31 protein-coding genes are annotated in these 25,195 nt (G+C 51.8%); 30 read left to right on the plus strand and 1 reads right to left on the minus strand.

Features of this window, described 5'->3' with window-relative positions; translation table 11 throughout:
• The first annotated feature begins 424 nt into the window (after window positions 1–424).
• The 9 genes from PAECUDRAFT_RS15655 to PAECUDRAFT_RS15695 all read left to right on the plus strand — a co-directional run bounded on the left by PAECUDRAFT_RS15655 (window position 425) and on the right by PAECUDRAFT_RS15695 (window position 8,636).
• Window positions 425–721, plus strand: a complete 297-nt coding sequence (locus tag PAECUDRAFT_RS15655; protein ID WP_006039086.1) for a hypothetical protein — start codon at window positions 425–427, stop codon at window positions 719–721.
• A 22-nt stretch (window positions 722–743) separates the two neighbouring features.
• Complete coding sequence (locus PAECUDRAFT_RS24795; protein WP_006039087.1) at window positions 744–1,256, plus strand: hypothetical protein; 513 nt, start codon at window positions 744–746, stop codon at window positions 1,254–1,256.
• Window positions 1,253–2,440, plus strand: coding sequence for a DUF2800 domain-containing protein (locus PAECUDRAFT_RS15665; RefSeq protein ID WP_006039088.1), 1,188 nt, complete (start codon window positions 1,253–1,255; stop codon window positions 2,438–2,440). Before PAECUDRAFT_RS24795 ends, PAECUDRAFT_RS15665 begins: the two co-directional genes overlap by 4 nt.
• Window positions 2,441–2,529: 89 nt before the next feature.
• Window positions 2,530–3,303, plus strand: coding sequence for a DUF2815 family protein (locus tag PAECUDRAFT_RS15670; protein ID WP_040712921.1), 774 nt, complete (start codon window positions 2,530–2,532; stop codon window positions 3,301–3,303).
• A 63-nt stretch (window positions 3,304–3,366) separates the two neighbouring features.
• Entirely contained in the window at window positions 3,367–5,328 is a 1,962-nt protein-coding gene (locus PAECUDRAFT_RS15675) for a DNA polymerase (RefSeq protein WP_006039090.1), read from the plus strand.
• Window positions 5,329–5,332: 4 nt separating this feature from the next.
• Entirely contained in the window at window positions 5,333–5,863 is a 531-nt protein-coding gene (locus tag PAECUDRAFT_RS15680) for a hypothetical protein (RefSeq protein ID WP_006039091.1), read from the plus strand.
• A 1-nt stretch (window position 5,864) separates the two neighbouring features.
• Complete coding sequence (locus PAECUDRAFT_RS15685; RefSeq protein ID WP_006039092.1) at window positions 5,865–6,233, plus strand: hypothetical protein; 369 nt, start codon at window positions 5,865–5,867, stop codon at window positions 6,231–6,233.
• 13 nt (window positions 6,234–6,246) lie between these two features.
• Complete coding sequence (locus PAECUDRAFT_RS15690) at window positions 6,247–7,773, plus strand: PcfJ domain-containing protein (RefSeq protein ID WP_006039093.1); 1,527 nt, start codon at window positions 6,247–6,249, stop codon at window positions 7,771–7,773.
• Window positions 7,770–8,636 carry a DUF3102 domain-containing protein gene (locus PAECUDRAFT_RS15695; RefSeq protein ID WP_006039094.1) on the plus strand — a complete coding sequence of 289 codons (867 nt, stop codon included), beginning with the start codon at window positions 7,770–7,772 and terminating at the stop codon, window positions 8,634–8,636. Before PAECUDRAFT_RS15690 ends, PAECUDRAFT_RS15695 begins: the two co-directional genes overlap by 4 nt.
• Before the next feature lie 46 nt (window positions 8,637–8,682).
• On the opposite strand, the gene PAECUDRAFT_RS15700 is transcribed toward PAECUDRAFT_RS15695, so the two are convergent.
• Window positions 8,683–9,039, minus strand: coding sequence for a hypothetical protein (locus PAECUDRAFT_RS15700; protein ID WP_144266559.1), 357 nt, complete (start codon window positions 9,037–9,039; stop codon window positions 8,683–8,685).
• Between the two features lie 149 nt (window positions 9,040–9,188).
• Between PAECUDRAFT_RS15700 and PAECUDRAFT_RS15705 the strand changes: the two genes are divergently transcribed.
• From PAECUDRAFT_RS15705 to PAECUDRAFT_RS15810, 21 genes are all read left to right on the plus strand, one after another.
• Window positions 9,189–9,578 carry a nucleoside triphosphate pyrophosphohydrolase family protein gene (locus PAECUDRAFT_RS15705; RefSeq protein WP_006039096.1) on the plus strand — a complete coding sequence of 130 codons (390 nt, stop codon included), beginning with the start codon at window positions 9,189–9,191 and terminating at the stop codon, window positions 9,576–9,578.
• Window positions 9,575–9,853 carry a DUF7352 domain-containing protein gene (locus tag PAECUDRAFT_RS15710; RefSeq protein WP_006039097.1) on the plus strand — a complete coding sequence of 93 codons (279 nt, stop codon included), beginning with the start codon at window positions 9,575–9,577 and terminating at the stop codon, window positions 9,851–9,853. Before PAECUDRAFT_RS15705 ends, PAECUDRAFT_RS15710 begins: the two co-directional genes overlap by 4 nt.
• A 21-nt stretch (window positions 9,854–9,874) precedes the next feature.
• Window positions 9,875–12,298, plus strand: a complete 2,424-nt coding sequence (locus PAECUDRAFT_RS15715; protein ID WP_006039098.1) for a virulence-associated E family protein — start codon at window positions 9,875–9,877, stop codon at window positions 12,296–12,298.
• A 244-nt stretch (window positions 12,299–12,542) separates the two neighbouring features.
• Entirely contained in the window at window positions 12,543–12,851 is a 309-nt protein-coding gene (locus PAECUDRAFT_RS15720) for a PDDEXK family nuclease (protein WP_006039099.1), read from the plus strand.
• Complete coding sequence (locus PAECUDRAFT_RS15725) at window positions 12,836–14,239, plus strand: DEAD/DEAH box helicase (protein WP_006039100.1); 1,404 nt, start codon at window positions 12,836–12,838, stop codon at window positions 14,237–14,239. Before PAECUDRAFT_RS15720 ends, PAECUDRAFT_RS15725 begins: the two co-directional genes overlap by 16 nt.
• A 12-nt stretch (window positions 14,240–14,251) precedes the next feature.
• The gene (locus PAECUDRAFT_RS15730; protein ID WP_006039101.1) at window positions 14,252–14,854 is read left to right on the plus strand and encodes an RNA polymerase sigma factor; all 603 of its coding nucleotides are present in this window, start codon (window positions 14,252–14,254) and stop codon (window positions 14,852–14,854) included.
• 434 nt (window positions 14,855–15,288) lie between these two features.
• Complete coding sequence (locus PAECUDRAFT_RS15740) at window positions 15,289–15,690, plus strand: hypothetical protein (RefSeq protein WP_006039103.1); 402 nt, start codon at window positions 15,289–15,291, stop codon at window positions 15,688–15,690.
• Window positions 15,691–15,704: 14 nt separating this feature from the next.
• Entirely contained in the window at window positions 15,705–16,040 is a 336-nt protein-coding gene (locus tag PAECUDRAFT_RS15745) for a hypothetical protein (protein ID WP_144266560.1), read from the plus strand.
• Between the two features lie 54 nt (window positions 16,041–16,094).
• A complete protein-coding gene (locus PAECUDRAFT_RS15750; protein ID WP_006039104.1) occupies window positions 16,095–16,274 on the plus strand; it encodes a hypothetical protein in 180 nt (59 codons plus the stop codon).
• A gap of 59 nt (window positions 16,275–16,333) precedes the next feature.
• Window positions 16,334–17,053 (plus strand): phage terminase small subunit, encoded by a 720-nt coding sequence (terS, locus tag PAECUDRAFT_RS15755; protein ID WP_006039105.1) that lies wholly within the window; start codon window positions 16,334–16,336, stop codon window positions 17,051–17,053.
• Window positions 17,046–18,365 (plus strand): terminase large subunit domain-containing protein, encoded by a 1,320-nt coding sequence (locus PAECUDRAFT_RS15760; protein WP_006039106.1) that lies wholly within the window; start codon window positions 17,046–17,048, stop codon window positions 18,363–18,365. The genes terS and PAECUDRAFT_RS15760 overlap by 8 nt, the downstream gene beginning before the upstream one ends.
• A gap of 2 nt (window positions 18,366–18,367) precedes the next feature.
• A complete protein-coding gene (locus PAECUDRAFT_RS15765; protein ID WP_006039107.1) occupies window positions 18,368–19,867 on the plus strand; it encodes a hypothetical protein in 1,500 nt (499 codons plus the stop codon).
• The gene (locus PAECUDRAFT_RS15770; protein ID WP_006039108.1) at window positions 19,864–21,531 is read left to right on the plus strand and encodes a minor capsid 2 protein; all 1,668 of its coding nucleotides are present in this window, start codon (window positions 19,864–19,866) and stop codon (window positions 21,529–21,531) included. The genes PAECUDRAFT_RS15765 and PAECUDRAFT_RS15770 overlap by 4 nt, the downstream gene beginning before the upstream one ends.
• A gap of 10 nt (window positions 21,532–21,541) precedes the next feature.
• Window positions 21,542–21,775 carry a hypothetical protein gene (locus PAECUDRAFT_RS15775; RefSeq protein ID WP_006039109.1) on the plus strand — a complete coding sequence of 78 codons (234 nt, stop codon included), beginning with the start codon at window positions 21,542–21,544 and terminating at the stop codon, window positions 21,773–21,775.
• A 141-nt stretch (window positions 21,776–21,916) separates the two neighbouring features.
• Window positions 21,917–22,507, plus strand: coding sequence for a phage scaffolding protein (locus tag PAECUDRAFT_RS15780; protein WP_006039110.1), 591 nt, complete (start codon window positions 21,917–21,919; stop codon window positions 22,505–22,507).
• Between the two features lie 16 nt (window positions 22,508–22,523).
• Window positions 22,524–23,399, plus strand: a complete 876-nt coding sequence (locus PAECUDRAFT_RS15785; protein ID WP_006039111.1) for a hypothetical protein — start codon at window positions 22,524–22,526, stop codon at window positions 23,397–23,399.
• A gap of 29 nt (window positions 23,400–23,428) precedes the next feature.
• The gene (locus PAECUDRAFT_RS15790; protein WP_006039112.1) at window positions 23,429–23,722 is read left to right on the plus strand and encodes a hypothetical protein; all 294 of its coding nucleotides are present in this window, start codon (window positions 23,429–23,431) and stop codon (window positions 23,720–23,722) included.
• Window positions 23,723–23,726: 4 nt separating this feature from the next.
• On the plus strand, window positions 23,727–24,092 hold the full coding sequence (locus PAECUDRAFT_RS15795) for a head-tail connector protein (protein ID WP_006039113.1): 366 nt from the start codon (window positions 23,727–23,729) through the stop codon (window positions 24,090–24,092).
• Complete coding sequence (locus PAECUDRAFT_RS15800) at window positions 24,092–24,412, plus strand: hypothetical protein (protein ID WP_006039114.1); 321 nt, start codon at window positions 24,092–24,094, stop codon at window positions 24,410–24,412. Before PAECUDRAFT_RS15795 ends, PAECUDRAFT_RS15800 begins: the two co-directional genes overlap by 1 nt.
• Window positions 24,413–24,811: a hypothetical protein gene (locus tag PAECUDRAFT_RS15805; RefSeq protein WP_006039115.1), complete on the plus strand. Its 399-nt coding sequence runs from the start codon at window positions 24,413–24,415 to the stop codon at window positions 24,809–24,811.
• Window positions 24,808–25,194 (plus strand): phage tail terminator protein, encoded by a 387-nt coding sequence (locus PAECUDRAFT_RS15810; protein ID WP_006039116.1) that lies wholly within the window; start codon window positions 24,808–24,810, stop codon window positions 25,192–25,194. Before PAECUDRAFT_RS15805 ends, PAECUDRAFT_RS15810 begins: the two co-directional genes overlap by 4 nt.
• The last annotated feature ends 1 nt before the right edge of the window (window position 25,195 follow it).

Here is a 25,195-nt window from a genome sequence, read left to right on the forward strand (position 1 = left end):
GCCTCTTATGTTGTGGAACGGTAAGAACCGCGCAAATGCGGATACAGTTCATGAATGAGGAACTTAAAGCTCAAGGATTCTGGGTTGAAAAGGGCAAAATTCCCGTTAAGTTTTTTCACGAGAAATATCCGTACATCTCCCAGAGTGAAGCTTAGAGTAATAGAGATGCTGGCCTCTAAAGGCGACACGATAAGTACACATGAAGGCTGGGGGGTGGTGAAAAGAGATGTCTATCACAGGTTGGGTTTGGATGCAGTTAACGCTGCAAGAGCGGATCGGCATTATGGAGTTTGCTTCTGATCAGAATGCATTGAAATGGAAAACAGCTCGATCGGGGTAGGAGCCGATGAGCTGAATATAAAAAAAATAAGAGTTGCCGCCATTATAGCATACGGCGGCTGGATTGAAAATGGAGGAGTATTTCTTGGTAAAAAATCAAGTGCGCGATCTTGAGGCTGATCTAGCGCTATGCGAGGCAGCTACGCAAGGGCCATGGGTAACTACAAATAATTCGAATTATGATTTGCTGATTAAAGGTGAAGGACGCGTTCTAGGTTTTTTAGTATCGGCTGAGGATCAGACATTCGTCATAGCAGCCCGCGAAGGCTGGCCGTATGCGATCCGACTTGCACAGCAAATGGAACGTGAAATCGATCGGCTCCAAAACGAATTGCAAATTTATCAAGAGTGTGAACGCAGACAACGCGGTCCATGGGACTAATACATTATTTCTGGAGGTTACTATGAACAATTTAATTCCAATTCAAATTATGCTCCAAGCTGCAAATGCGGCTGATGCTCGTAAGCTTGTTCACGAATTGGCTGGAACGATGGGCGGGGAGGCTGTATCTGCTTCGATGCCATTAAACGCACCAGTACCTTCTCACCAATCAGCCGGGTTTGAACATCAGTACGGTACGCCAAACACTGCACCAATTGGACAAGCTCCAGTCAGCACTGCGCCTTCCACTCCATTAGGAGCCTCGCCGAGTACGCCGGTACCTGTAGCCCCGGTTGGCACAGCGTCGCTTGCACCAGCACCTGTAGCCCCATTTGGCGCTGTTCCGACAGCCCTCCCGACTAGTTACACAATGGAGCAGCTAGCGGTTGCGGCGACTCCACTGATGGATGCAGGTCGGCAAGCAGAGGTTGTTCAGCTCCTACAGAGTTTCGGAGCACAGGCGCTAACCCAGTTGCCAAAGGAGCGCTACGGTGAGTTTGCAACGGCGCTGCGAGCGATGGGGGCCCAGATATGAGTCAGATCGTTCATGCTGAGCGAGCGCACGCCCTGCTGTCTGCCAGCGGGGCACACCGCTGGCTCCATTGCACGCCCAGTGCACGATTGGAAGCAACATTGCCAGATACAACGAGTGAAGCGGCGTCGCGTGGGACATTGGCACATGAGCTCGCGGAGTTGAAGCTTCGGAGAGCACTAGGTCTAGAACAAATGACTGGTCAGAAGTATGCTGCAGCCGTACGTAAATTCAAAGCTAATGAGCTTTATGAGCCGGATATGGATGCGAACACAGATGCTTACGTGGATTTCATTCAAGGCATTGTTCATTCATTCCAAACGCCGCCTTACATTGCAGTTGAGCGTCGTGTTGACATTAGTGCCTACGTTCCGGAGGCTTTCGGTACATCGGACTGCATCATCATCGGCGGGAAGCAGCTGTACATCATCGATTATAAGAACGGTCAAGGGGTTCCGGTACCTGCGCAGGAGAATCCTCAGATGATGCTTTACGCTCTCGGCGCGTTACAGGCTTACTCGCTCTTATACGCTATCGAGACAGTGCATGTGGCTATCGTTCAACCGAAAGTATGGGACGAGCCAAGCGAGTGGTCGCTAACGGCAGCGGAGCTGCTGGCTTGGGGCGAGTCGATTAAGCCGATCGCAGCACGGGCATTTGCTGGCGAGGGTGAATATGCACCAGGCGAGCATTGCGGTTTTTGCCGCGCCCGCAGTACGTGCCGAGCGCGTGTTGAAGGGCTGCTGTCCATCGAAGATAAGGCGTCACTGAAACCGCCAATGATTGGATGGGACGAGGTAGCTGACATCCTTCGGCGTGGTGACGGTCTGGTCAAATGGTATAGCTCGCTTAAAGAAGCTGCTCTAGCCGAGGTTTTGAAAGGCGGAGACGTTCCTGGCTGGAAGGCGGTAGAAGGCCGCGGCTCACGGCAGTTTGCCGATATAGATGCGGCTTTCATTCACATGGAGAGATACGGTATAGACGGGGCGCTATTGTATGAACGTAAGCCAATTACCGCTGCGGCAGCAGAGAAGCTATTTGATAGTAAGAAAATGTACAAACAAGTCTTAGAAGACACGGGGCATGTAGTGAAGCAGTCCGGAGCCCCGACGTTAGCGCCGGCAGAAGATCTGCGTCCTTCAATCAACAACCAAGTTACCGCAGAGCAGGCGTTCGGAGGGCAATAGTGATGGGCGATATCGCAGATTACCATATTGAGCAAATGACATCCGGGCGCTGGTCAAGCGGCAAATATAATTCAGGGGGAAAACCACAAATGACAAACGAACAAGCGACAAACGTAACTACTGGCGAGGTAAGACTGAGCTTTGTACATCTATTTCAACCGCATGCGAATCAACCGGGGCAAGAGCCGAAATACAGCACAACGATTCTGATTCCCAAATCTGACACGGCGACAATGGCGCGCATTCATGCTGCAATTGCTGCTGCAATCGAGAAAGGCGTAGCTGGCACATGGAGCGGTGCACGTCCTCCTCAGCCGAAAACTCCGATTTGGGACGGTGATGGTGTGCGCCAGAACGGCGAACCATTCGGCCCTGAGTGCAAAGGTCATTGGGTTCTGACAGCAAGCAGCAAGCAGCAGCAAGCTATCGTTGCGCCGGACATGAGTCCGATCATCGATCAAACGCGAGTTTATAGCGGTGTGTATGCGCGGGCCAATATTAATTTCTTCCCGTTCAGCAACAGCGGAAACCGCGGCATCGGCGCCGGCCTTGGTCCTGTTCAAATTCTTCGCGATGGTGAGCCTCTTGGTGGTCGGATCTCGGCTGAACAGGCTTTCGGCGGCGCACCGTCGGGCGTTGGCTACCAGCAGCCGTCGCATCAGCCGCCACAAGGATGGGCACAATCAGCGCCGCCGCAACAATACGGCCAGCCTGCTGCTTCACAAGGCTACGGGGCACCTGCTCCTAGCTACGGACAACAACCTGCAGCGCCTCCTTATGGGCAACCGGCAGCTCCGGTAGGGCAACCGCAGATCGATCCTATTACGGGCAAGCCGATGACTGGCGGCGTATGGGGCATCTAGTTTGATTTTGATAGAGAGGTTTTCTTAAGGGGCCTCTCTTTCTTTTTGCCCAAAGGAGGAGTCATGCGAACTTTAAATATTGATATCGAGACATATAGCAGCATCGACATTAAGAAGGCGGGAGCCTACAAATACGCCCAGTCACCTGATTTTCAGATCCTCATGTTCGCCTACAGCTGGGACGGCGGACCTGTACAGATCGTTGATTTGGCACAAGGAGAGTATCTGCCTCAGGAGATAGTCGAAGCGCTCGCAGATCCTGCAGTGGTTAAGCACGCATATAACGCTGCTTTTGAGTGGTACTGCTTGAACCGCTTCTTCTATAGCCCAATCGAGCAATGGCGCTGCACACAGGTTCATGGCTTATATTGCGGCTATACGGCTGGACTAGGCGCTGTCGGAGAAGCGTTAGGCATCCCTCAGGATAAGCGGAAGCTTGGCACCGGAGGCTCGTTAATCCGGACGTTCTGCATTCCGTGCAAACCGACGAGAACGAATGGCATGCGGACGAGAACGTTACCACATCATGAGCCTGAGAAGTGGAAGCTTTTCAAGGAGTATTGCGTTGGTGACGTTGTAGCTGAGATGGAGATCCAACGCCGGCTTTCCGCGTTCCCGGTACCGGACCAGGAATGGCAGCTCTGGCATTTGGATCAGCGCATTAATGCGCGTGGCCTATTCTGCGATCTGCAGATGGTCGAAGGGGCGTTGGCCGTGGACGAGCAGGTGACTTCGGAGCTCCGCGCCGAGGCAATTTCATTGACGGGGCTGGATAACCCGAAAAGCGTCCAACAGCTGAGCAAATGGCTAGCGGAAGAGACCGGCGAAGAGGTTGAGAATCTGCAAAAAGGGACCGTCTCCAAGTTGATTGACAAGCTGGACGAAGGCAAGGCGCGGCGCGTTCTGGAGATACGGCAGGAGCTCTCCAAGACGAGTACCAAGAAATATGCCGCGATGCAGACGGCTGCCGGCAGCGATCAGCGAGTACGCGGTTTGCTTCAGTTTTACGGCGCAAACCGAACGGGGCGCTGGGCGGGGCGGTTGGTTCAGATCCAGAACCTGCCCCGAAATTATCTTTCTACCTTAGAGTACGCCCGGCAGCTCGTTGTTGAGCGTAAGGTTGAAATGTTGAAGTTCGTTTACGGCAACGTGCCGGACACGCTCTCGCAATTGATCCGGACGGCGTTTGTGGTACCGGCAGGTAAGCAGCTTGGAGTAGCTGACTTCAGCGCAATCGAGGCGCGCGTTATTGCTTGGCTAGCTGGCGAGCAATGGCGGCTGGACGTTTTCGCAACGCACGGCAAAATTTACGAAGCGTCAGCTTCGCAGATGTTTGGCGTACCAATCGAACAGATCGGCAAGGGTAGCGATCTTAGGCAAAAGGGCAAGGTCGCAGAATTGGCACTTGGTTATCAAGGTGGAAAAGGTGCACTGATTGCAATGGGGGCGCTTGATCAAGGGCTAACGGAAGCGGAACTGCCGGAGATCGTTACGCGTTGGCGCAATGCTAACCGACGTATCGTTGATCTGTGGTACAGCATGGAGGCGGCGGCGATTGAGGTCATGGAGACGGGGCAGCCGGTCGGTGTACGTGGTCTGATCTTTGCTCGCGAAAGCCATCACGCTACGAAACAGGACTTCTTCACAATTACGTTGCCGAGTGGACGGAAGCTCTTTTATGCGAAGCCGTTTCTGCGAGAGAACGATTTTGGCAAGCCTGCGCTTCACTATTGGGGTATGGACCAGACAAGCAAGAAGTGGACGGTGCTTAATACCTACGGCGGCAAGCTCGTCGAGAACTGCGTTCAAGCGATCGCACGGGATTGCCTAGCCGTTACACTGATGCGGCTAGATCATGTAGGCTACCCAATTGTGCTGCATGTCCATGACGAGGTGGGGGCGGAGCTGAGTAGCGCCGACGAGCTGGATCGGATGCTGGAGATCATGGCGCAGCCGATCCAGTGGGCGCCGGGGCTACCACTTAAGGGTGATGGGTTCGTTACAAACTTCTATATGAAGGACTGATTCGATGAGTCATTACTTTTATATAACGCCAGAAGAGTATGCCAAGGCAGCTGAGCTTGGGATATCAGCGACAATGTTAGACCGAAGGGTGCGGCAGCAATTGTGGTCGAAACAGAAAGCAATGACTACGCCGCCGCGAGTGCATAAGCCGCGAGGACATTACAGCGAATGGGCTGAGACGGCTAAGCGAAATGGGATTTGTTATAAGACGTTCATGGTCCGCATTCGGAATGGATATTCAGCTGAGAAGGCAGCGACTCAGCCGCTTCAGACGATAGAGGACCTTAAGCAGAACGCGTTGCGAGCGACTGAGTTTATTCGAGTATATCCAGAGAGCGCGTTGCGGCTTGCTGAACAGAACGGGATTCCGTATCACACATTCCATCGTCGCGTGAAGAAATCGAAATGGCCGATAGAACGAGCAGCAACCGAGCCGCTATGGACAAGGCAGCAAATGGGTCGATTTGGAGCTCAGCGTCTTCGGGATCGTGAAGGTGACTGGGCAGCACAGATATTTGGGAAGCGGAGGGGTTAGCATGAAAGCTCTTAATAAACTTCGAATGGAAATGGATGCGGCGCAGGGTAACGCTTATGTACAAGTGATTGGGAAGTTCCTGATTGATCATCTGGAGGCTACTCCAAGTCATGCAGAGCAACTGTGTGCAGCAGATAAGTCGATTGTAAAGAGTCTCGATGCAATGAAAGCCGAGGCAAAAAAGAAGCAGTCGGGTGGCGTAGCCATGCTTACCGATGCAGAGGGATTCGCTGTTGTGCTTAAGTACTACGGTATTGACGCGGATCCGACGATGCCTCTAAGCCAAAAGGTTACTGTGGCCCCAGCGGACACAGTAACGCAAGTGTCGCCAACATCAGAATTCGATGTCAAGCTTGATGACTTCTTATAAGGAGGGGCTAGCATTGGGTTTTCATGATCATTTTCCAATCGACATAAGCTCCGAGATACAGTCGTACATTACTGACGATGTGATGGACTGGAGTCGGTATCTATTTACGCACCGTGAAGGAAGACGGCAGTATGGCTTTTGTACTCACTGCAAGCAAGAGCATTTGACGGAGGGGCTAAAGCACGGTGTATCAGTGGAATGTCCGCATTGTCGTAGCGCGGTAAGGGTAAAAGCCAGCGGCCGAGGCAGAAAAGCGATGGTTGATTCTGTCTACCTGTTATGGTACGAGAAGTCACTCATAGACCCAATGGCGATTGTTGCTCGAGGCTTTTATGCAGTAAGGGATTACACGAAAGATTATCGAAAAACCGAAACGCTTATTAAACCTGTCGCGCTGTATCTGTTCGAATGGGGTAAAAGTGGGCTGATGGCGCGCAGGAATTGTTGGGGTGGATCGGTAAAATGGGTGCATTGTAAGAAAGTCTATTCTGAAGCTGTTCGTAGCATGAAGTATACCCCTAGCTACTACAGCGCAGCATCGATTAAGTCAGCTGTACGGGGGACACCTTTTCAATACTGTACTTGGGAAAAATATAAAAAAGCCGATTTCGTTGAGGTATTTGACCTGGCGGCACGGTACCCATGCATTGAGTTTCTTACTAAGTATGGCCTTGGTCATCTCGTTACATCGAAACTTGAAGGGCAGGCAACTTACAGTGCCATTAATTGGCGAGGTAAGACGCCGGAGAAGGTTCTTCGTTTAAGTAAGTCAGATATGAAGGCAATGAAAGCTTCGAAAGTATCGGTTGGGGCGTTGACTTTACGATGCTTCCAGCTTTCTAGGAAGGATGGATCCAACTATACCTGGGAAGAAGCTTCAACAATGTCCGATCTTCTGTCTGATTATAATGCATCTGAGTTATTAAACCTTGGGATCCACGCCCCAATATTAGTAATTAAAAGATATTTTTTAAAACAGATTAAACGCGTCAAAAGCAGGTATCGTTCTGGTGGGGACGTTCTTATTTCTTGGCGAGACTATCTTAGGGAATGTAGAGAGCTCGGTAAGGATTTGACGAAAGAGGCTGTTCTGTTCCCTAATGATCTCCACCGCGCTCACCAGGAATCTTCTCAAAAGACCAAGCTAAAACGCGATTCTGAGGTTATCAAGGGGATACTCCAAAGGGCAGCAGAACTTCAGCCTTATCACTTTGAACATGAGGGCTTATCTTTGCGACCGTGCGCTACAAATGAAGAGCTATTTGCAGAAGGGAAGACCCTAAAACATTGCGTAGGTGGTTATGCGCCTAAATATGCTCGAGGCGCCTGCGATATCTTCTTAATAAGGCTGATTGACTCTCCAGACGCTCCGTTTTACACAATGGAAGTCATCGATGGAAAGGTGATTCAATGTCGCGGCTTTGGTAACAAAGGCATGACTCCAGCAGTACGAGAATTCGTTGACGCATTTATCGAGAAAAAACTAAAGAAGAAAATAGAGCGCCTTAGAATAACGGCACAGCAGGAGGTTGCTATATGACCCAAATTATTGATAGGACGCCGCAGCTCATCGCAGCGGAGATTCGAAGTATCGATAGCCAGACACGCGAAATTGTGTTGCGCGGCGCCATCGAAATTGGTAAGCGGTTGAATGAGGCAAAGGCACTCGTAAACCACGGTGAGTGGGGCGTTTGGTTGTCCGAAAACGTCAGTTATAGTCAGTCCACTGCAAATAACTTCATGAAGGTTGCAGTCGAATACGGTTCAAATTTCCAAGCGGTTGAGAATTTGAGTTATACGCAAGCTGTTGCCTTATTGGCAGTCCCTTCAGAAGAGCGTGAACAGTTTGCGGAAGACATCAACGCTGTCGAGCTGTCGACTCGGGAGTTGCAAGCAGCAGTAAAAGCGCGTCAGGATGCTGAGAAGCAGGCAAAGAAGCTCGAATCAGAACTGAAAAAAGCCCAAAAGCAGGCTGAGACAGAGCGTAAGGAACGTGAGTTGCTTCAAGAGCGAGTATCCCAGTTGAACATTGAGCTTGCAGAGGCGAAGATTGCCGGTGATACAGAGACTGCACAAAGGGTGCAGGACGAACTGTTCGAAGCCCAGCAAGCGGTGAAGCGACTCGAGGATGAACTGAAGGCGAAGCCGATCGAGACAACAGCTATCGTGGAGAAGATCCCGCCGGAGGTAGAGGCGGAATTGGCCGAGCTCCGGAAAAAAGTTGCGCAGCCGAGCAGCGCTGCGACGATTAAGTTTAAGCTCCAGTTTGATGCAATAGTCGAAGGCTTTAAAGGTCTGCTTGCGACGTTAGGTGAGATCGAAGCAGGGGAGCCGGAACAGCGCGAGAAATACATCGGCGCTGCTCGCGGGTTGGTCGGTAAGATGTCTGCGCATTTTGAATAGGTGAGTATGTTGTGAAATGCTGCCTTTGTAACATCAAGGCTATAATTCAATCCGCAGACTTATCGAGCTTCATGGTTGTAATGTAATCGATAATGCTAAACGAGGTGTCCCCATCCTTTATTGCTTCACGTACACGCTGTTCGACCTGCATGTTTATAATGCATTCGATTGCGTGCGATACGCTCCGCATGCTCGAATCGACATTATATTTAACGGCGAAATTGGTGTCAGACGAGTCCTTGGAAACCTCGACAAGCAGTTCCGACTGCTTGTCAAGACTTTTAAAAATGGCTTCGTTACAGGTTGCCAAACTGCGGAGTAAGTTAGTAATTTCCATAAGACTGCTGGCAATGTCGACAAAAGGGTCTTTAGGGATGTGTTGCGCCTTGCTTGCCGTTGTCAATGAGATCACGCTCCTTTGATGATTCTGTTCGACGTCCATTTGCCATTATCCTGTTATTGTATGTAATTTTTGGGACGGTCATTTCCCTGCAGCTGCGATGCTGATCATAAGGAGAACATTGGCTACTAAATTCAAAGGGAGGAATTTTTTTGGAAAATCCATATATGGCTCGCGCCGCATTACCTGGTATGCGTGAGCTGCTAGCACCGCGGATAACGATACCTCGATTGGTTGATGCTGCTCACCGAAACGCTATTGATAAAGGTTGGTATGATGAGCCGCGAGCTTTTGGTGAATCTATTGCACTTATGCACAGCGAGCTCTCAGAGGCGCTGGAGGATTACCGGGACGGTAAAGGCTTCACTGAAATTTGGTTTGAGGGAGATAAGCCGTGTGGCATTCCAACAGAATTGGCTGACACGATAATTCGGATATTTGACCTTTGCGGTCATTTGGAGATAGATCTGGAGGCGGCTATCCTTCAGAAGATGGCTTATAACGCTACACGGCCGCACAGACACGGGGGTAAGACTTTATGAGTGTTATTTACAAATATCCTGTGTACCCGAGCCTTACGACACAAACCATTGAGGTTCCGTCTTCAAGCAAGATCATATCGGCTGTTGTTCAGAATGGGGATATCGTCGTGTATGCCTTAGTCCCAGGTGAGGAAGCAAGCCCAAATTGGAATGTAATAAAGCGGATAGTGGTCGTGGGTACAGGCTGGCAATTCCATGCGGACGATAAAACGCGCTTCATTAGTACTGTTCAATCCGGATCACTCGTTTGGCATGTGTTCGAATTGACTGATTAACCTGAAAGGTGGCCTGGCGCCGTGCAATTCAATAGACAATTAACAATCTCTGCCGCCGGCAGCAGGAAGGCGACACACTGGCCCGCGCAATCGATCTGGTGGTCCGAGCTCGTCGAGCGGCTGCGCACGGCGGTCCGTGGCACCGAAACATTAGCGGAATATCTGGCAATGCCGAAGTCAAAGCAAGATGACTTGAAGGACGTCGGCGGCTTCGTCGCCGGTGAGCTTATTGGTGGGCGCCGGAAGACGTCCGCGGTTGTAGGCCGTGACGTCATAACGCTTGATCTTGACGCCTTACCAGCAGGCAGCACATCTGACGTGCAGCGCCGTCTCGATGGACTTGGCTGCGCGTATGCGGTGTACAGTACTCGGAAGCATGAGGAGGCGCGACCGCGGCTGCGCGTTCTGATTCCTCTTAATCGAACGGTTACGGCAGATGAGTACGAGCCGCTTGCACGTAAGCTAGCGCAGATCATCGGTATAGATTTGTGCGACCCAACAACGTTCCAAGCAACACGGCTCATGTACTGGCCAAGCTGCAGTGCTGATAGCCAGTATGTGTTCACCTTTGGCGACAAGCCATTTGTGGATGCTGAGGGTCTTCTTGGAATGTACACGGACTGGCGTAACGTCTCAGAGTGGCCGCAGGTTCCCGGTGCGCAGCAGGTACATGTTCGCATGGCAGCTAAGCAGGGGGATCCTGCAGTGAAGGATGGTATCGTCGGCGCATTCTGCCGTCAGTATGACGTGCTTGCTGCAATGGAGAAGTTCCTGCCGGGGCTCTATGCCTCGACGGACGACGGGACGGGGCGCTTCACTTATGTGGGTGCCAGCACATCCGGTGGTGCTGTTATTTATGATAACGGCGCATTCCTCTATTCACACCATGCTACGGATCCGTGCGGTGGTCGGCTAGTGAATGCTTTTGATCTGGTCCGGCTGCACCGCTTCGGGGATGCAGACGACGAGGCCGCTGCAGGGACGCCGACGAATCGGCTTCCATCGTTCACGGCTATGGTTGCATTCGCGCTGCAGGATGGCGGTGTTGCTACGGCGATTAACCAAGAGCGCTATGATAAGGCAGCTGCAGCGTTTGGAGCGCCGGTAGCCGATCTAGTGGCAGGAGATCCGGATTGGATCAAAAAGCTTGAAATCAGTACAACCACTGGCAGGCCAGCTAAGACGACGGACAACATACTTGTTATTCTCGAGCACGATCCGATGATTCGGGGAAAGCTCGCGTACGACGAGTTCGCTGTGAGGGGGCTGACGCTAGGCGCGCTGCCTTGGGATCAACGCCCCGAACGCCGGCAGTGGACCGATATTGACGATGCAGGACTGAGGCATTACCTTGAGCGATCGTACGGCATTACAGGTAAGGAAAAGATTCTTGATGCCGTAGCGCTCTGTGCGCATAAGCATACATTTAATGAGGTTCAGGAATGGCTTAAGAGTCTTCAATGGGACGGAGTTCGCCGTTTGGACCTGTTGCTGACTGATTACCTAGGGGCTGCGGATTCCACGTACACAAGAGCGGTGAGTCGTAAGGCTGTTGTCGCAGGAGTTGCGAGGGCCATGGCTCCAGGTTGTAAATATGATCAGATGCCCATCCTTGCGGGACCACAGGGGCTCGGGAAGAGTACGTTTCTGCGATTGCTGGGGCGAAGCTGGTATTCGGATAGCTTAACGACGTTTGAAGGCAAGGAAGCAAGCGAGCTCATACAGGGGATATGGCTTAATGAGGTCGGTGAGCTCAACGGCTTCAGTAAGTCGGAGACGGGAGCGATCAAGCAGTTCCTTAGTCGGACGGAGGATATTTACCGAGAGCCATACGGGCGCCGTACGAAGGCTTACCCACGAAGAGGGGTATTCTGGGGAACCACGAATGATAGTGAATTCTTAAAGGATGCAACGGGGAATCGTCGCTTCTGGCCGGTCGACGTAGGCGTTCAGCAGCCGACAAAGAGCGTATTCGGCCTATTGGAAGAAGAGGTTCCGCAAATTTATGCGGAGGCTTATATGTACTGGCAGCTGGGAGAGCCATTGTATTTGACGGGCGAAGCGGAAGAACAAGCACAAGCGCAGCAGGAGATCCACCGCGAAAGCAACGCTAAGGAGGGCGTCATTCGTGAGTTTGTGGAGCGACTGGTTCCAACGGATTGGGATAAACGTACGTTGGCTGAGCGCCGTATGTACTGGTCAGGGGAATTCGGCCGGGCGGAGGGCGAAGCCATTGAACGGAGTCGCGTGTGCGCTGCCGAGGTGTGGTGCGAATGTTACGGGAGCGATCTTAAGTTTATGAAGCGATACGACGCAATGGAGATAAACGGTATTTTATCGAGACTTCAGGGGTGGAAACGATACGGGAGCTCATTCAGATTTGGGCCGTATGGGCAACAAAAAGGGTTCGTGAAGTCGTCAACTTTGTCTGTCAACTTTCAGTGAGTTTGTCAACTTTCTCTGTCAACCTTGTCGACTTTCATTTTTTAGAAAGTTGACGGGTAAGTTGACAGGCTAAACCCTTGATATATAAGGCTTTTAGGTACTTTGTATACTTTGTCAACTTTCTATCTATTAAAAATAATAAATAGAGAGAATAGAGAGTATAGTGCCCGCCTAATACGCCTAATGCGCCTATACGCATACACGTATAGGAAAATCGTTCGGAAAGTTGACAGGAGGATTGAGCATGCGAGAGCGTGACATAGAGACATATTTGCGGGAGAAGGTACGGGCAGCTGGCGGAAAGGCGTATAAGTGGACGAGCCCCGGCAATGCAGGGGTGCCGGATCGGATTGTGATGTTGCCCGGAGGACGTGTTGCGTTCGTTGAGCTAAAAGCGCCGGGCAAGAAGGCGACGCCGTTACAGGTTAACCAGCAAAGAACAATTTCAAACCTAGGGTTGCCCGTTACGGTGATCGATAGTAAAGCAGGAGCCGATGCGTTCATCAGCCGTATGCAAGCTGCAGGAGGGCTGCCGACATGGCCGGAGCAATAGCACGGGCAAACGGTATAGCGAAACCCAAGACGCAATTTATTCCACACGCATACCAGCGATACTGCATAAATCGTTTACTTGCCGATGAGGCATTGGGCTTGTTTCTGGATCTCGGGCTAGGGAAGACGGTCATTACGTTGACGGCGGTAAACGATCTAAAATACAACCGATTCGCTATTACCAAAACGCTGGTTGTTGCACCGAAGAAGGTTGCAGAAGCGACATGGACGACCGAGGCGGCTAAGTGGGAACACTTGAAGCATTTGAGGATCGTGCCGGTATTGGGAGATAAGAACAAGCGGATCCGGGCACTGAATACACCAGCAGATATTTACGTAATCAACCGTGATAATGTGGTTTGGTTGACTGAATATTACCGCAACGCATGGCCGTTTGACCTTGTTGTACTGGACGAGCTCAGCAGCTTCAAGAATCACGCCGCCAAGCGGACGAAAGCATTGAGCTGGGTAAGGCCCCATATGAAGCGCATCGTTGGCCTGACCGGTACACCGGCGCCGAACGGGTTGCTTGATTTATGGGCGCAGATTTTTCTGCTTGATCAAGGACAGCGACTAGAGAAAAACATAACGGGCTACCGTACAAAGTATTTCGAGCATAATTATCACGGTTTCGGCTACACGGCGAAACCTGGTGCCGACGAGGTTATCCAACAAAAAATTCAAGATATTTGCATCAGCATGAAGGCGGAGGACTATCTGGATTTGCCGGATGCGATCCCGAATGTTATTCCAATCGTGTTAGACGATAAGGCGCAGAAGCTTTACGACAAGTTAGAAAAGGATCTGCTGCTACAGGTCGAAGGCACAGAGATTACCGCAACGAGTGCAGCAGTGTTAACAGGAAAGCTGTTACAGCTTTGCAATGGTGCCTTGTATGACGGTGATCGGCAAGTACATGAGATCCACGATAATAAGATCGAGGCGTTTATGGAGCTTATTGAACAATTGAACGGTAAGTCCGCACTTGTGTTTTATAGCTATCAGCACGATTTAGCCCGAATCAAGTCCGCGCTATCCAAATCAGGTTTACGGATCAGAGAGCTATCGACGCCGCAGGACCAGTTAGACTGGAATGCAGGTGAGGTCGATATCCTTCTGGCCCATCCCGCTAGCGCAGCCTACGGGCTTAATCTTCAGGATGGGGGTAACCACGTCGTGTGGTTTGGCTTGAACTGGAGCCTGGAGCTGTATCAGCAGGCGAATGGCCGCTTGCATCGCCAAGGTCAAAAGCAAAAGGTTATTCTGCATCACCTTGTTGTGCAGGGCGGAGCTGACGAAGACGTGATGGCTGCACTTGAGGGTAAGGCTGCAATGCAGGATAAGCTGTTGGAAGCACTTAAAGCAAGGATCGAGAGAGTGGCAACATGAGGAGGGAAATAGATGGACGAAACAGCGGTAATCGAACAACTGAGCAACTATAAGCGAATCGTAGCTCGCATCAAGGTACTCGAAAATTATTCAATTGGCGCTGGCATTACGGTCAGCCGTTTGAATCAGGATGACCAACTGATGGAACTGCACCGTAAGCTGCGCGGTATGCCGACATACATGTATCTTTCGAAGCGCGAGCAGGAGCTAGAGACGACGGCGCATGCGTATTTGGACAAATACCCATCCGGCATACGATCGCAGCTTAGAGCCATTCCAGCGCAGGGCTGCGATGCGGACGATGACAAGGCGTTGCGTGAGCTACGAGCGAAGATCGAGAAGGTTATCGAAGCGCGCACTGGCAGCAAAGACGGCTATGAAGCAGTTATCGAAAGGTTGAGCGAGCTGCAGGATCTTCAGGCACAGCGCGACCAGATTGATGCGGCACTTGAAGCATTGGAGAGTTATAAGCCCGATTATGCGAAGTTGCTGCGTTTGCGGTATGTCGAAGGTGTACCTGTACAGGAAGCTGCTGCAGAAATGAAGATTGCAGAGCGGACTTTCAGATCATGGAGGACTAAAGCGTTAGAGGAATTTGAGAGGCTTGCCGTTTAAGTGCCGAAAACGAGCCGAAATTATGCCGTAAATGAGCCGTTTTTGTCAGGAAATCCGTGTTATTATGCTAGTATGAAATAATTGTATACGAGACAGAAGCCGTCCATTGGGCGGCTTCTTTGCATGTAAAGGAGGCACCAGCATGACGCCGGAAGCCTATAAGAAATATCAACTTGAACGTGAGCAGCCGAAGCAGCCCGATCACTGCAAAGGCTGTATATGGGGGCGCTGGACGGGGGCGAAGCAAGTTTGTAGCGTGCCGCGTTGCTTCAAGGGGAAATCCCAAGCGTTTAGGAATTTGAGTCGAGCGCAATATGCATGAATTATGGGCGGGTGTGTAGTAGACAGCATTCGACATTATCTCTTATGGACTATTCTGTAATAACGTGTAATACTTACTCTAACATTGCAGATTATTGGTAGGAGGTTGTCGAATGCAATATTCAGAATTTATCCAACATATCCAACATAGCACTCCTGAAGATTGGATTATTAACGACGAATTTGGAACATATGTTTATAAAGATAACCTTTCTATCACGATAAAAAGAGAGGAAGTAGACTTCTCAGATAGTGGCCGGTTCTATGAAGAATGGACGGAGAGATTCCCAGATAAAAAAGCATACAAACAAAGATTCTTACTTTGCTATAATCAAACAATTGTGGAAGATTTCTATACTGTAGCTGTTGATGGATTTAGATCAAATATTCCATATCCCAAGTTACCTGAGATGACTATAACAGAGGCGCAGTTTAAGATTGGGCAGATAATCAATTCAATTGGCGGCCATAGTTTTGAAGAGTACATCAAACGTGCCGGTATTTCGGTACAGTAACCACCAGTAAAATTATGATTGAGGTGATATCTCTGTCAGATCACATGGAAGCGTGGATAGCGAGAGATGAAGTCATCGATTGTTATGAGTTGGTGAAAGAATGGAATTTATGGATACAGCACGACCATATTGGGACAACAAAAATAACGGTTCGGGTAGAAAAAAGGTTTGATGGAAGATATTATTTCACAACAAGCCATGCATATAAAGGCTCTGAGCAAGCAGGCCCTTACGTCTCGTCTGATAATTCGGCAGATTCTATCGAAGATGTAATGAGAAAAGCAAAACGTCAATTGTTTAGTTTCTTTGATAAGAATGATAAAAATGCAAAATGGGTTGAACTCGAATAACGAAAAGCACCTTAACGGGTGCTTTTTTATTTTGCCTGAAAGGAGCTGAATGTGATGGCAAGGAGAATCGATAAGCTCCCGGGTGGGAAGTACGCCGTATGGTCCACAATTGTTGATGGCTATATTCTGGAGGACGTTACGCCGGAAGAGATAATCGATTATTACAGTGGAGAAGAGCGAGAACGTATCGTCGAATCTGTGAATCGGCAGATTGCGAGATTGGAAAACGAATAAGTGGAGCATAGGCTCCATGCAGCAAAACAACACAACGCCGGAGGTGGTGAGCGTGAAGCATGGCAGAGACGCATAAGCTGGCCGAGCAGGATTATCAAGCAGGCTTGAAATATCGGGAGATCGCTGAGAAGCATGGCGTCACTTTGAACACGGTTAAGAGCTGGAAGCAGCGTCATGGCTGGGAGCGTAATAAGGGTGCACCCTCTGTCGAAGGTGTGCACACAAAGCGCGGGGGTGCACCCAAGGGGAATAAGAACGCCGTGGGGAACAACGGAGGGGCGCCAGCGCGCAACAGCAATGCTGTAACACATGGCCTGTTCCAGAAGTATCTGCCGGCCGAGTCGCTGGAGATCATGGGCCAGCTTCAGGAACGCAGCCCGATCGATATCGTTTGGGACAACATCATGATCCAGTACACGGCCATCATTCGGGCGCAGCAGATCATGTACGTTAAGGATCGCGACGACAAGACGGTTGAGCGCATCGAGGAGAAAAGCGGCAATGTGTTCGGCGAGAAGTGGGAAGTGCAGCAGGCGTGGGACAAGCAGGCAACCTTCCTGCAGGCTCAGAGCCGGGCCATGTCAACGCTCCAGAGTCTCATCAAGCAATATGACGAGCTGCTGAAGACGGATCTCGCGACAGAGGAGCAGCGTGCGCGTATCGAGGTGCTGAAATCCAAGGTGCCGAATAAGGATGGCGTCGATCCGAACGCGCAGATTACCGCGCTTGCCGAGTTGATTAACAACCCAGCTTCGGAAAGGGTGCTGAGCGATGATTGAGTATGCACCCCTTACGGCTAAGCAGGCCGAGTATATTGCCCGTTCAAAGGATAGCTGGCTGAACGTTGCGGAAGGTGGCAAGCGTGCAGGTAAGAACATCATCAACCTGATTGCATACGCGATGTGCTTGGAGATCCATCCGGACAAGCTGCATTTGGTGGCCGGCGTGTCGCTCGGTGCAGCGAAGATGAATGCGGTTGACTCGAACGGCTTCGGCTTACAGCATCTGTTTGCGGGCCGCTGCCGAGAGGGTGAATACAAGAACCGCGATGCGCTGTATATCCAGACGGCTACAGGTGAGAAGGTCGTAATTATCGCAGGCGGGGGAAAGGCGAACGACGCGGCGCGGATCAAAGGTAACTCCTATGGCACGGTGTACATTACCGAGGTAAACGAGTGTCATCAATCGTTCGTGCAAGAGGCATTTGACCGGACGCTGGCAAGCTCCAAGCGGCAGCTGTTCTTCGACCTCAATCCGAAGCCGCCGTCACACTGGTTCTATCGCGATGTGCTCGACTATCAGGACGAGCTGCTGAAGCGCGGAGAGAATTCGGGATACAATTACGCGCACTTCACTGTTATGGGGAATCTGAGCATACCGGACGATAGGCTACGGGCTGTGCTTTCGACGTACGACAAGGGCAGCTTGTGGTACCAGGCGGATATCCTCGGCAAGCGCACAGCGGCGACAGGCCGGATATATACGGGCTATACGAGCAAGGATGTCGTCGTGACGAGGTCGGATATCAAGGACTACCGCTTCATCGAGTTCAGTATTGGAATCGACATCGGCGGCACGGATGCTACGGTTGCCACGCTCACGGGCATGACAGCGAAGTATGAGAACGTTGTGCTGCTGGACGGCTATTACCACAAGCAGGGCAAGGAGAGCGGCTTTACGCACGATCGGTACGCGAAGGAAGTCGTGAATAAGATAGTCGAGTGGTCGGAGACGTATCCGGCCTTTTTGTCGTGTGCTCATATCTTCGCCGAGAGCGCGGATAAGCTGTTCCGGCAGGCGCTGGCCAACGAGCTGCGGCGCCGCGGCATCAACATACAGGTGGTGGCCGCTTATAAGAAAGAGGGCATCGTGGATCGGATAAGACTGACGAACATCCTGATCAATCAGGGCCGCTACAAAGTCATGAAGCATATGGCGAAGTGGACCGAGGCGTTGGAGAATGCGACGTGGGACGAGAAGGAGCGGCAGGCGGGCGAATGGGTGCGGACAGATGACGGCAGCTACCCGGTAGACTGCTTGGACAGCTCGGAGTACGCGGTGCAGCCGTTCAAGCGCAGATTGGAGGTATAGAAATGGGGTGGTTAAAGAACATGGTCATGAAGATGCTGCGGATCAACCCGGCGCCGGAAAACCGAATCATCACGATTACGGAGCCGTTGAGCTATCAGACGAATGTGCTGCGGAATCGGTTATGGTATCGCGGGGATGCGTCGGAGCTGGATCAGTTTTACAAGCAGACGGCGGTGGACGCGGTGAGCCGTTCGCGCTTCTGGGCGGCGGTGCCGTCGGCGGAGCTCAGCATTCGGAAGATCCACTCCGGGTTGCCGGCCATGATCGCGGACAAGCTGTCCGACATCGTCATTGCTGATATGGACGGTATCGAGCTGCAGACGGAAGCGGTGAAGCTGCAGTGGGACGAGATTGCCGAGGACAATTGCTTTCCGGAGCTGCTGGGATCCGCGATCACGGACACGCTGGTAGTTGGAGATGGGGCGTTCAAGCTCACAGTGGATACAGCGGTAACACCGTATCCGATCATCGAGTTCTATTCTGGCGACCAGGTCGAGTACAAGCGGCAGCGCGGCCGGCTGCAGGAGGTCATCTTCTATACTGATTACCGGCAGCGCGATAAGGACTATCGGCTCGTTGAAACGTTCGGGCGCGGCTATATCAGGTATCAGCTTCTCGATGCTTACGGCAAAGAGGTGTCGCTCGCTACGGTACCGGAGACGGCGGAGCTGGCAGACACGGCGTACAACGGCGATTGGATCATGGCCGTACCGCTCATGTTTTTCAGTTCGCCGAAGTGGAAGGGCCGAGGCAAGTCGATCTATGACGGGGGCAAGGCAGACAGCTTCGATGCTTTGGACGAGGTTGTCAGCCAGTGGATGGATGCGATCCGCGACGGCCGGGTTCAGAAGTACATTCCGGAGGATCTTATCCCACGTAATCCAGAGACCGGCGCGCTTATGCGGCCGAATCCGTTTGACAATCGTTTCATCAAGATCGGCTCCACGCTCGCGGAGGACGCCAAGAGCCAGATTAGCATGGTGCAGCCGCAGATTCTGTATCAAGCGTTTGTTGAGTCTTATGCCAGCGCGCTCGACATGTGCTTGCAGGGGATCGTTAGCCCGGCGACGTTGGGAATCGACCTGAAGAAGACGGATAACGCCGAGGCGCAGCGCGAGAAGGAGAAGGCTACGTTATACACGCGCGGCAAGATCATTGAGCGGCTAAATGAAGTCATCCCGCAGGTCGTGGCAACGGCGCTTATGGTGTTGGACACATTGAATGGCCGTGCTGTCGGCTCGTACGAGCCGAGCGTTAAGTTTGGGGAGTATGCATCGCCTTCATTCGATGCCGTCGTCGAGACGGTTGGCAAGGCGCGGACGTTCGGCGTGATGAGTTTGGAGCGCGCCGTTGAAGAGATGTATGGCGATACCTGGACGGACGAGGAAAAGGCCGCCGAGGTTGCCCGTTTAAAAGAGGAGCAGGGCGGCGGTATAGACGAGCCGGCCATTAACCGAGACAAGCCGCCGAGCGAAGATGATCCGCCGGAAGATGACGAATGAAGAAGCGCTACGGCATCCGGCAAATCTTCGCACAGATGGAGCTCGACCTGGTGAAGTCGATGAAGCGGAACCTTGCTGCGCATGAGGCGGAGGAGGAACGGCTTGGATTCGAATGGATACAATGGCAAGCCCGCAAGTTGGCAAGCTTGAAGCAGTTTCAGAAGGAAAATCGTCAGATCGTCGAGCAGGCAGCACCGGACGTTGAAGATGAGGTTAAGCGGACGATCGGCGGCTCATTCCGCCGCGGCGCCAAGAGCGTGGCAGACGCGGCCAAGCGGCTATGGAGTCGGTTTGGCTTCGGGAAACGTGAGGACTTGTCCCGCCCTGCTTCTCATGAGGATAATGACGAAAACTTCTTCAAGGTTAACAAGCCGCGGGTCGATGCTCTTACGGCAGAAGCGCAAGGGCAGCTCCGCGATGCGAGGCATGCCATGCTGCGGAAGATGGACGATGTCTACCGGCAGACGATCTACAAAGCGCAGGTGTACCACAACGCGGGAGCGGCGTCGTTAAGCAAGGCAGTCGACATGGCGACAAAGGAGTTTCTGGATAAAGGCATTGACTGCATAACTTACTCGGATGGCCGCAAGGTCAATGTCGCCTCTTATGCGGAGATGGCGCTGCGGACAGCGGCGCAGCGAGCCGTGTTTACCGGTGAAGGCGCCAAGCGAAACGCACTGGGCATCCGAACGGTCGCTGTCTCGTCGCATAGCAACTGCTCGCCCACCTGTCTGCCGTGGCAAGGTAAGGTCTATATCGACGACGTATACAGCGGAGGCACAGCAGCTGATGGGCCATACCCGTTGCTCAGCACGGCGATGGCTGGAGGGCTGTTCCACCCGAACTGCCGGCACAACATGTCGACGTACATTCCGGGTGTAAGCAAGCTGCCGGAGCCGGTCGATGATAGCGAGGCTTTGGCTAATTACAAGGCGGAGCAGCGGCAGCGCTATATGGAGCGTCAGATTCGGCGTTACAAGCGGCGCGAGGCGGGTGCTGCAGATCCGGATAATCAGGCTGCAGCTTCAGCAAAGGTTAAGGAGTGGCAGGGGCGGCTTCGAGGACACTTGGCTGAGCATGAGGATTTGCGGAGGGATAGTAAACGGGAACAAACCAAGTTGCCGCCTATTACCTTGATGGATATCATGGAGCAGAGAACCTTATCCGATCAAAAGCAATTTGATCGTTACAAGTTGATCTACAAGGACAAGCTCGGTGCTGAATCTCTAGCAGATTTCCAACGTATAAAGTACAATGATAGTAATCGTTGGGAACAAATTAAGGCTGAACGTCAACAGACGCTTAACGCCTTAGATTATGAAGAAGCAATGTTCGGGCAGTTTGGGAATAAGGAAGTCCGCGAGTGGTACATTGCTCACGACAAGAACATCGTCAATTTAATCGATAGAGAAAAGCCTTTGAAGGATCAAGCGCTGCATGCGCATTCGCTACGGAATAAATACCGTTCGGAGGCGAGATTGATGATGGATGATCGCGAGGAAGCCGAGAAACTAAATCAGAATAATCCGCACATTGAGTTTGACGCATTGGTCAAGAGCAAAATGGAGCGGAAGAACCTGACGATGGAACAAGCTTATCAAGATATCATTGATACGGCCGGTAAAACAAATAAAGCTGTAAACAAGAAATTAGGCTTGGAATGAGGTGCGAAACATGTTCGAGTACAACATTTGCACGAAAGCGGATGATGAGATATTCAACAGGCAATGTCTCGCTTTGGAAAAGCACATCCCTGGATTGATCAAGCGCGATCTGCTTGTCGATGTTGATGACAGTCAAACTCAACATTATGAGCTAGAAGGCGGGGCTGTTACAGTCCACAACGATCGATATGTTGATGCTGTTTATGTTAAAGCGGAGACGGATATCGAAAAATATTTCACATGAGGCACTCACGCAATACGCGAGGGTGCTTTTTTCATGGGCTCCGGTTGAGACTGCCGGGGCCTATTGCTCGTTGGCCGGAGCATAGCGGCCTACTCCCATAGCTGGAGAGCAGCTATAAAAATCTATGGAGGTTGATGGAGTATGGATTGGTTGAAAGAATTGTTGAAGAAGCTGGGCGTCGAGGAATCCAAGCTGGATGGCGCAGTCGGCGATATCGGTAAGGAGTTGCCGAAGCACTTCATTCCAAAATCGCAGTATAACGAAGCTATCGAAGCCAAGAAGAAGGCCGAGAAGGATGTTGTAGATCGCGATACGCAAATCGCGGAGCTTGGCAAGACGGCAGGCACGTCGGAGGAGCTGAAGAAGCAGATCGATGCACTTACGGCGGCGAACAAAGAAGCTGCGGACAAGTATGCTGCCGATCTGAAGGAGCTTACACTCTCCAATGCGATCAAGGCATCGCTGACTGGCAAGGTGCACGACGAGGCGCTGGTGGCTGGGCTGTTCGATCGCTCCAAGCTCGTCATTGACGGCGAAAAGATCGTTGGTTTGGACGAGCAGCTTAAAGTGCTGCAAGAGTCTAAAGCGTTCCTGTTCAAACCAGAGGGGAACGGCGGCGGGAATGGTAGTCAGGGCGGTTCAGGCTTCCGCGTCGGCGGTGCTGGCGGCGGAACCGGCGGGCAAGCGGGGAATGAACAGCTCGCCGCAATTTTCGGAGTTACACAACAATAATAGGAGTGATTAAACGATGCCTTACAATTACGTAGATTCGTTTCAAACGGTTCTTCAACAAAAATACGCGCTTGAACTAACTTCGTCGGCACTGACAACGCAAAATGCGCTTTGGATGGGAGCAAAGACGATTAAGCTTCCGCGCTTGGATGTAGCTGGCTATAAAGACCATAGCCGCACAGGCGGATGGAACCGCCAAGCCATCGCGAATGATTACGAGTTGAAGGTGCTTGAACATGACCGTGATGTAGAATTCTACGTCGACGCTATGGATGTGGACGAAACGAATCAGACGGTAGGCGCGGCAAACGTGACGAACGTATTTGAAACGGAGCAGGCGATTCCTGAGCTCGACAAGTACCGCTATAGCAAGCTGCATGCGGAATTTACAGCGCATGGTGGAACAGCGGATACAACTGCCCTGACTGCAGCGAACGTGTTGATCGTTTACGACAACCTCATGGAGAAAATGGACGAGGCAGGCGTACCGGAGAGCGGACGTGTTCTGTACGTAACGCCAAGCGTTAAAAAGCTGCTAAAGAATGCAGAAGAAGTGCAGCGGTTCATCAGTGTCCAAACGAACAATGGCACGATCGATCGCGCTGTTCGCAAGTTGGATGACGTTACGCTTGTTTCCGTTCCTTCTGATCGTATGAAGACGGTCTATGACTTCACGGATGGCGCAGTGCCGGGCGTTGGCGCTAAGCAGATCAATATGATTTTGGTGCATCCGTCGGCAGTGCTGGCACCAGTCAAGCACAGTGCAATTTATCTGTGGGAGCCAGGTTCGCATACGGGCGGCGACGGCTATCTCTACCAAAATCGCCGGTATACGGACCTGTTCGTCATTGCGCGTAAGGTCGCTGGTGTTCAAATTAACAAGCAGGCTTAAGAATCCAGTTTAAGAGAGGAGAATGAACGATGCTGTACGCAGTTAATGGGAACAAGCAACTTAAAATTGACGAGGCGGACAAAGCAGCCTATTTAAAGCTCGGCTATGACATCGCAGAAGAGAATGGTGGAGTGCTGGAGACGATCGAGACATCTCCGGCCAAAACAGTGACGTATGCCGAGCATAAGAAGGCGCTGGATCGTATCGAGGAGCTTGAAGCGCAGCTTAGCGGTACAGGCGACGAGGCGGCGAAGGAAATCGCTAGCTTGAAGGCAAAGCTTGCCGAGGCCAACAAAAAGCTAAAAGAAGTAACGGGAACGTAATCGTATGGCCTATGCAACGGCGGATGATTACGCGCTGTACGGCAACGGGAGCATCCCTGCTGCTGAATTAGACCAGGCACTTAGCCAATCCAGTGATCAAATTGATAGTTTAACATATAGCCGAATCGTGGCGCGGGGGTTCGTTAACCTCACGTCTTTTCAGCAGCTAAATGTTCGGAAAGCAGTTTGCCAGCAGGCGGACTTTGCCTATCAATACGGCGATTACCTGAACACGCCGCTCGCGGGCTACAGCGCAGGCAGCATATCGCTATCATTTAAGTCTGTCGTAGGAGCTGGCGGCGTCCAAACGACGGAAGCTGTATTCGGGCTGCTACGAACAACGGGATTGGCGAACAGGGGGATTTGCTGATGAAGCTGCCATTCCCGCGTTGGATTTTGAAAACGCCTGTGCAAGTCTATCAAACTGAATTGTCAGAGGATGGTGAGCCTGTCGAGGAGTTAATCTTCGATGGGCTTTGCTGTTATGAGGACAAGTCGCGGCAGGTGATGAATGCGCAGCGTCAGCTAGTGCAACTCTCCGGCAAATTAATCTGCGAAGGAGATATCAATCCAGATAAGGCGATCGAGGGCTTTGTCCGAATCGGTGCGGAGCGGAAGACGATCTATCGAGCGGCGCGCCCACGCAATCCGGATGGATCGGTATTCTCGACGGAACTGGAGCTGAGCTAAATGGGGAAGGTCAAGGCTAAGGTGAAGATGAATCAGCATGCTCTAAACCGAATCAGCGGGGCGGCGACAGAGGCGTTACAGCAGACGCTTAGCGGCTCCAAGCACAGCATTCTGAACGAGATCATGGCTGCTGAGGTCGTACCGAAGCAGACGGGCGAGCTGGAGCGCAGCGCCTTCGTCGATGATTCACAGGCAAAGCGAGGACAATTATCTGTCGTCTATGACACGCCCTATGCTCGTCGTCTCTACTGGCACCCTGAGTACAATTTCCGCCGCGACAAGAACCGCAATGCACAGGGGCTCTGGTTGGAGGCGTGGGCGAAAGGTAAGAAGGAAAATGTCATCAAGCGCGTGTTCTCGTCTCTATGGAAGAAGCTTGCGGGAGGATTTATCAAATGATGCTGGCAGATATTCGCGATTGGCTGAAAACGCAAGTCAGCTGCCCAAGCTGGTATATCGGCAAGCTGGATGGCAAGAAGCCGGAATGCATTGGCGTGTATGGCCTGCCCGGCGGACAGCAGTACCTTGCGATCGGTGGGCTTGCCAATACGTCCTACGCCTCGAAGCTCGTCTCCATCCTGGTCCATTGGGGCCGCAATGCAGATACAGCCGAGCATAAGGCACAGGAGCTCTACGATGCCCTATTCGGCCAACAGCCGGAGATTGCAGGTAAGCGCGTCATCATGTTCGATATGCGTTCGCCTGCGCCAGTGAGTGTTGGAACCGATGATGAGGGCATCTACGAGTATGTAATCGAAATGACAATTTTTTATGAGAGGTAGG

Origin of the sequence: Paenibacillus curdlanolyticus YK9 (assembly GCF_000179615.1) — a bacterium.
GTDB classification, from domain to species: Bacteria; Bacillota; Bacilli; order Paenibacillales; family Paenibacillaceae; genus Paenibacillus_T; species Paenibacillus_T curdlanolyticus.

Coding starts and splice junctions, on each gene's coding strand:
- PAECUDRAFT_RS15680 (WP_006039091.1), top strand. CDS start 5,333: ATGAGTCATTACTTTTATATAACGCCAGAAGAGTATGCCAAGGCAGCT.
- PAECUDRAFT_RS15775 (WP_006039109.1), top strand. CDS start 21,542: ATGTTCGAGTACAACATTTGCACGAAAGCGGATGATGAGATATTCAAC.
- PAECUDRAFT_RS15800 (WP_006039114.1), top strand. CDS start 24,092: ATGAAGCTGCCATTCCCGCGTTGGATTTTGAAAACGCCTGTGCAAGTC.
- PAECUDRAFT_RS15740 (WP_006039103.1), top strand. CDS start 15,289: ATGCAATATTCAGAATTTATCCAACATATCCAACATAGCACTCCTGAA.
- PAECUDRAFT_RS15730 (WP_006039101.1), top strand. CDS start 14,252: ATGGACGAAACAGCGGTAATCGAACAACTGAGCAACTATAAGCGAATC.
- PAECUDRAFT_RS15750 (WP_006039104.1), top strand. CDS start 16,095: ATGGCAAGGAGAATCGATAAGCTCCCGGGTGGGAAGTACGCCGTATGG.
- PAECUDRAFT_RS15785 (WP_006039111.1), top strand. CDS start 22,524: ATGCCTTACAATTACGTAGATTCGTTTCAAACGGTTCTTCAACAAAAA.
- PAECUDRAFT_RS15685 (WP_006039092.1), top strand. CDS start 5,865: ATGAAAGCTCTTAATAAACTTCGAATGGAAATGGATGCGGCGCAGGGT.
- PAECUDRAFT_RS15770 (WP_006039108.1), top strand. CDS start 19,864: ATGAAGAAGCGCTACGGCATCCGGCAAATCTTCGCACAGATGGAGCTC.
- PAECUDRAFT_RS15745 (WP_144266560.1), top strand. CDS start 15,705: ATGATTGAGGTGATATCTCTGTCAGATCACATGGAAGCGTGGATAGCG.
- PAECUDRAFT_RS15665 (WP_006039088.1), top strand. CDS start 1,253: ATGAGTCAGATCGTTCATGCTGAGCGAGCGCACGCCCTGCTGTCTGCC.
- PAECUDRAFT_RS15675 (WP_006039090.1), top strand. CDS start 3,367: ATGCGAACTTTAAATATTGATATCGAGACATATAGCAGCATCGACATT.
- PAECUDRAFT_RS15765 (WP_006039107.1), top strand. CDS start 18,368: ATGGGGTGGTTAAAGAACATGGTCATGAAGATGCTGCGGATCAACCCG.
- PAECUDRAFT_RS15805 (WP_006039115.1), top strand. CDS start 24,413: ATGGGGAAGGTCAAGGCTAAGGTGAAGATGAATCAGCATGCTCTAAAC.
- PAECUDRAFT_RS15720 (WP_006039099.1), top strand. CDS start 12,543: ATGCGAGAGCGTGACATAGAGACATATTTGCGGGAGAAGGTACGGGCA.
- PAECUDRAFT_RS15795 (WP_006039113.1), top strand. CDS start 23,727: ATGGCCTATGCAACGGCGGATGATTACGCGCTGTACGGCAACGGGAGC.
- PAECUDRAFT_RS15725 (WP_006039100.1), top strand. CDS start 12,836: ATGGCCGGAGCAATAGCACGGGCAAACGGTATAGCGAAACCCAAGACG.
- PAECUDRAFT_RS15760 (WP_006039106.1), top strand. CDS start 17,046: ATGATTGAGTATGCACCCCTTACGGCTAAGCAGGCCGAGTATATTGCC.
- PAECUDRAFT_RS15780 (WP_006039110.1), top strand. CDS start 21,917: ATGGATTGGTTGAAAGAATTGTTGAAGAAGCTGGGCGTCGAGGAATCC.
- PAECUDRAFT_RS15695 (WP_006039094.1), top strand. CDS start 7,770: ATGACCCAAATTATTGATAGGACGCCGCAGCTCATCGCAGCGGAGATT.
- PAECUDRAFT_RS15670 (WP_040712921.1), top strand. CDS start 2,530: ATGACAAACGAACAAGCGACAAACGTAACTACTGGCGAGGTAAGACTG.
- PAECUDRAFT_RS15810 (WP_006039116.1), top strand. CDS start 24,808: ATGATGCTGGCAGATATTCGCGATTGGCTGAAAACGCAAGTCAGCTGC.
- terS (WP_006039105.1), top strand. CDS start 16,334: ATGGCAGAGACGCATAAGCTGGCCGAGCAGGATTATCAAGCAGGCTTG.
- PAECUDRAFT_RS24795 (WP_006039087.1), top strand. CDS start 744: ATGAACAATTTAATTCCAATTCAAATTATGCTCCAAGCTGCAAATGCG.
- PAECUDRAFT_RS15710 (WP_006039097.1), top strand. CDS start 9,575: ATGAGTGTTATTTACAAATATCCTGTGTACCCGAGCCTTACGACACAA.
- PAECUDRAFT_RS15790 (WP_006039112.1), top strand. CDS start 23,429: ATGCTGTACGCAGTTAATGGGAACAAGCAACTTAAAATTGACGAGGCG.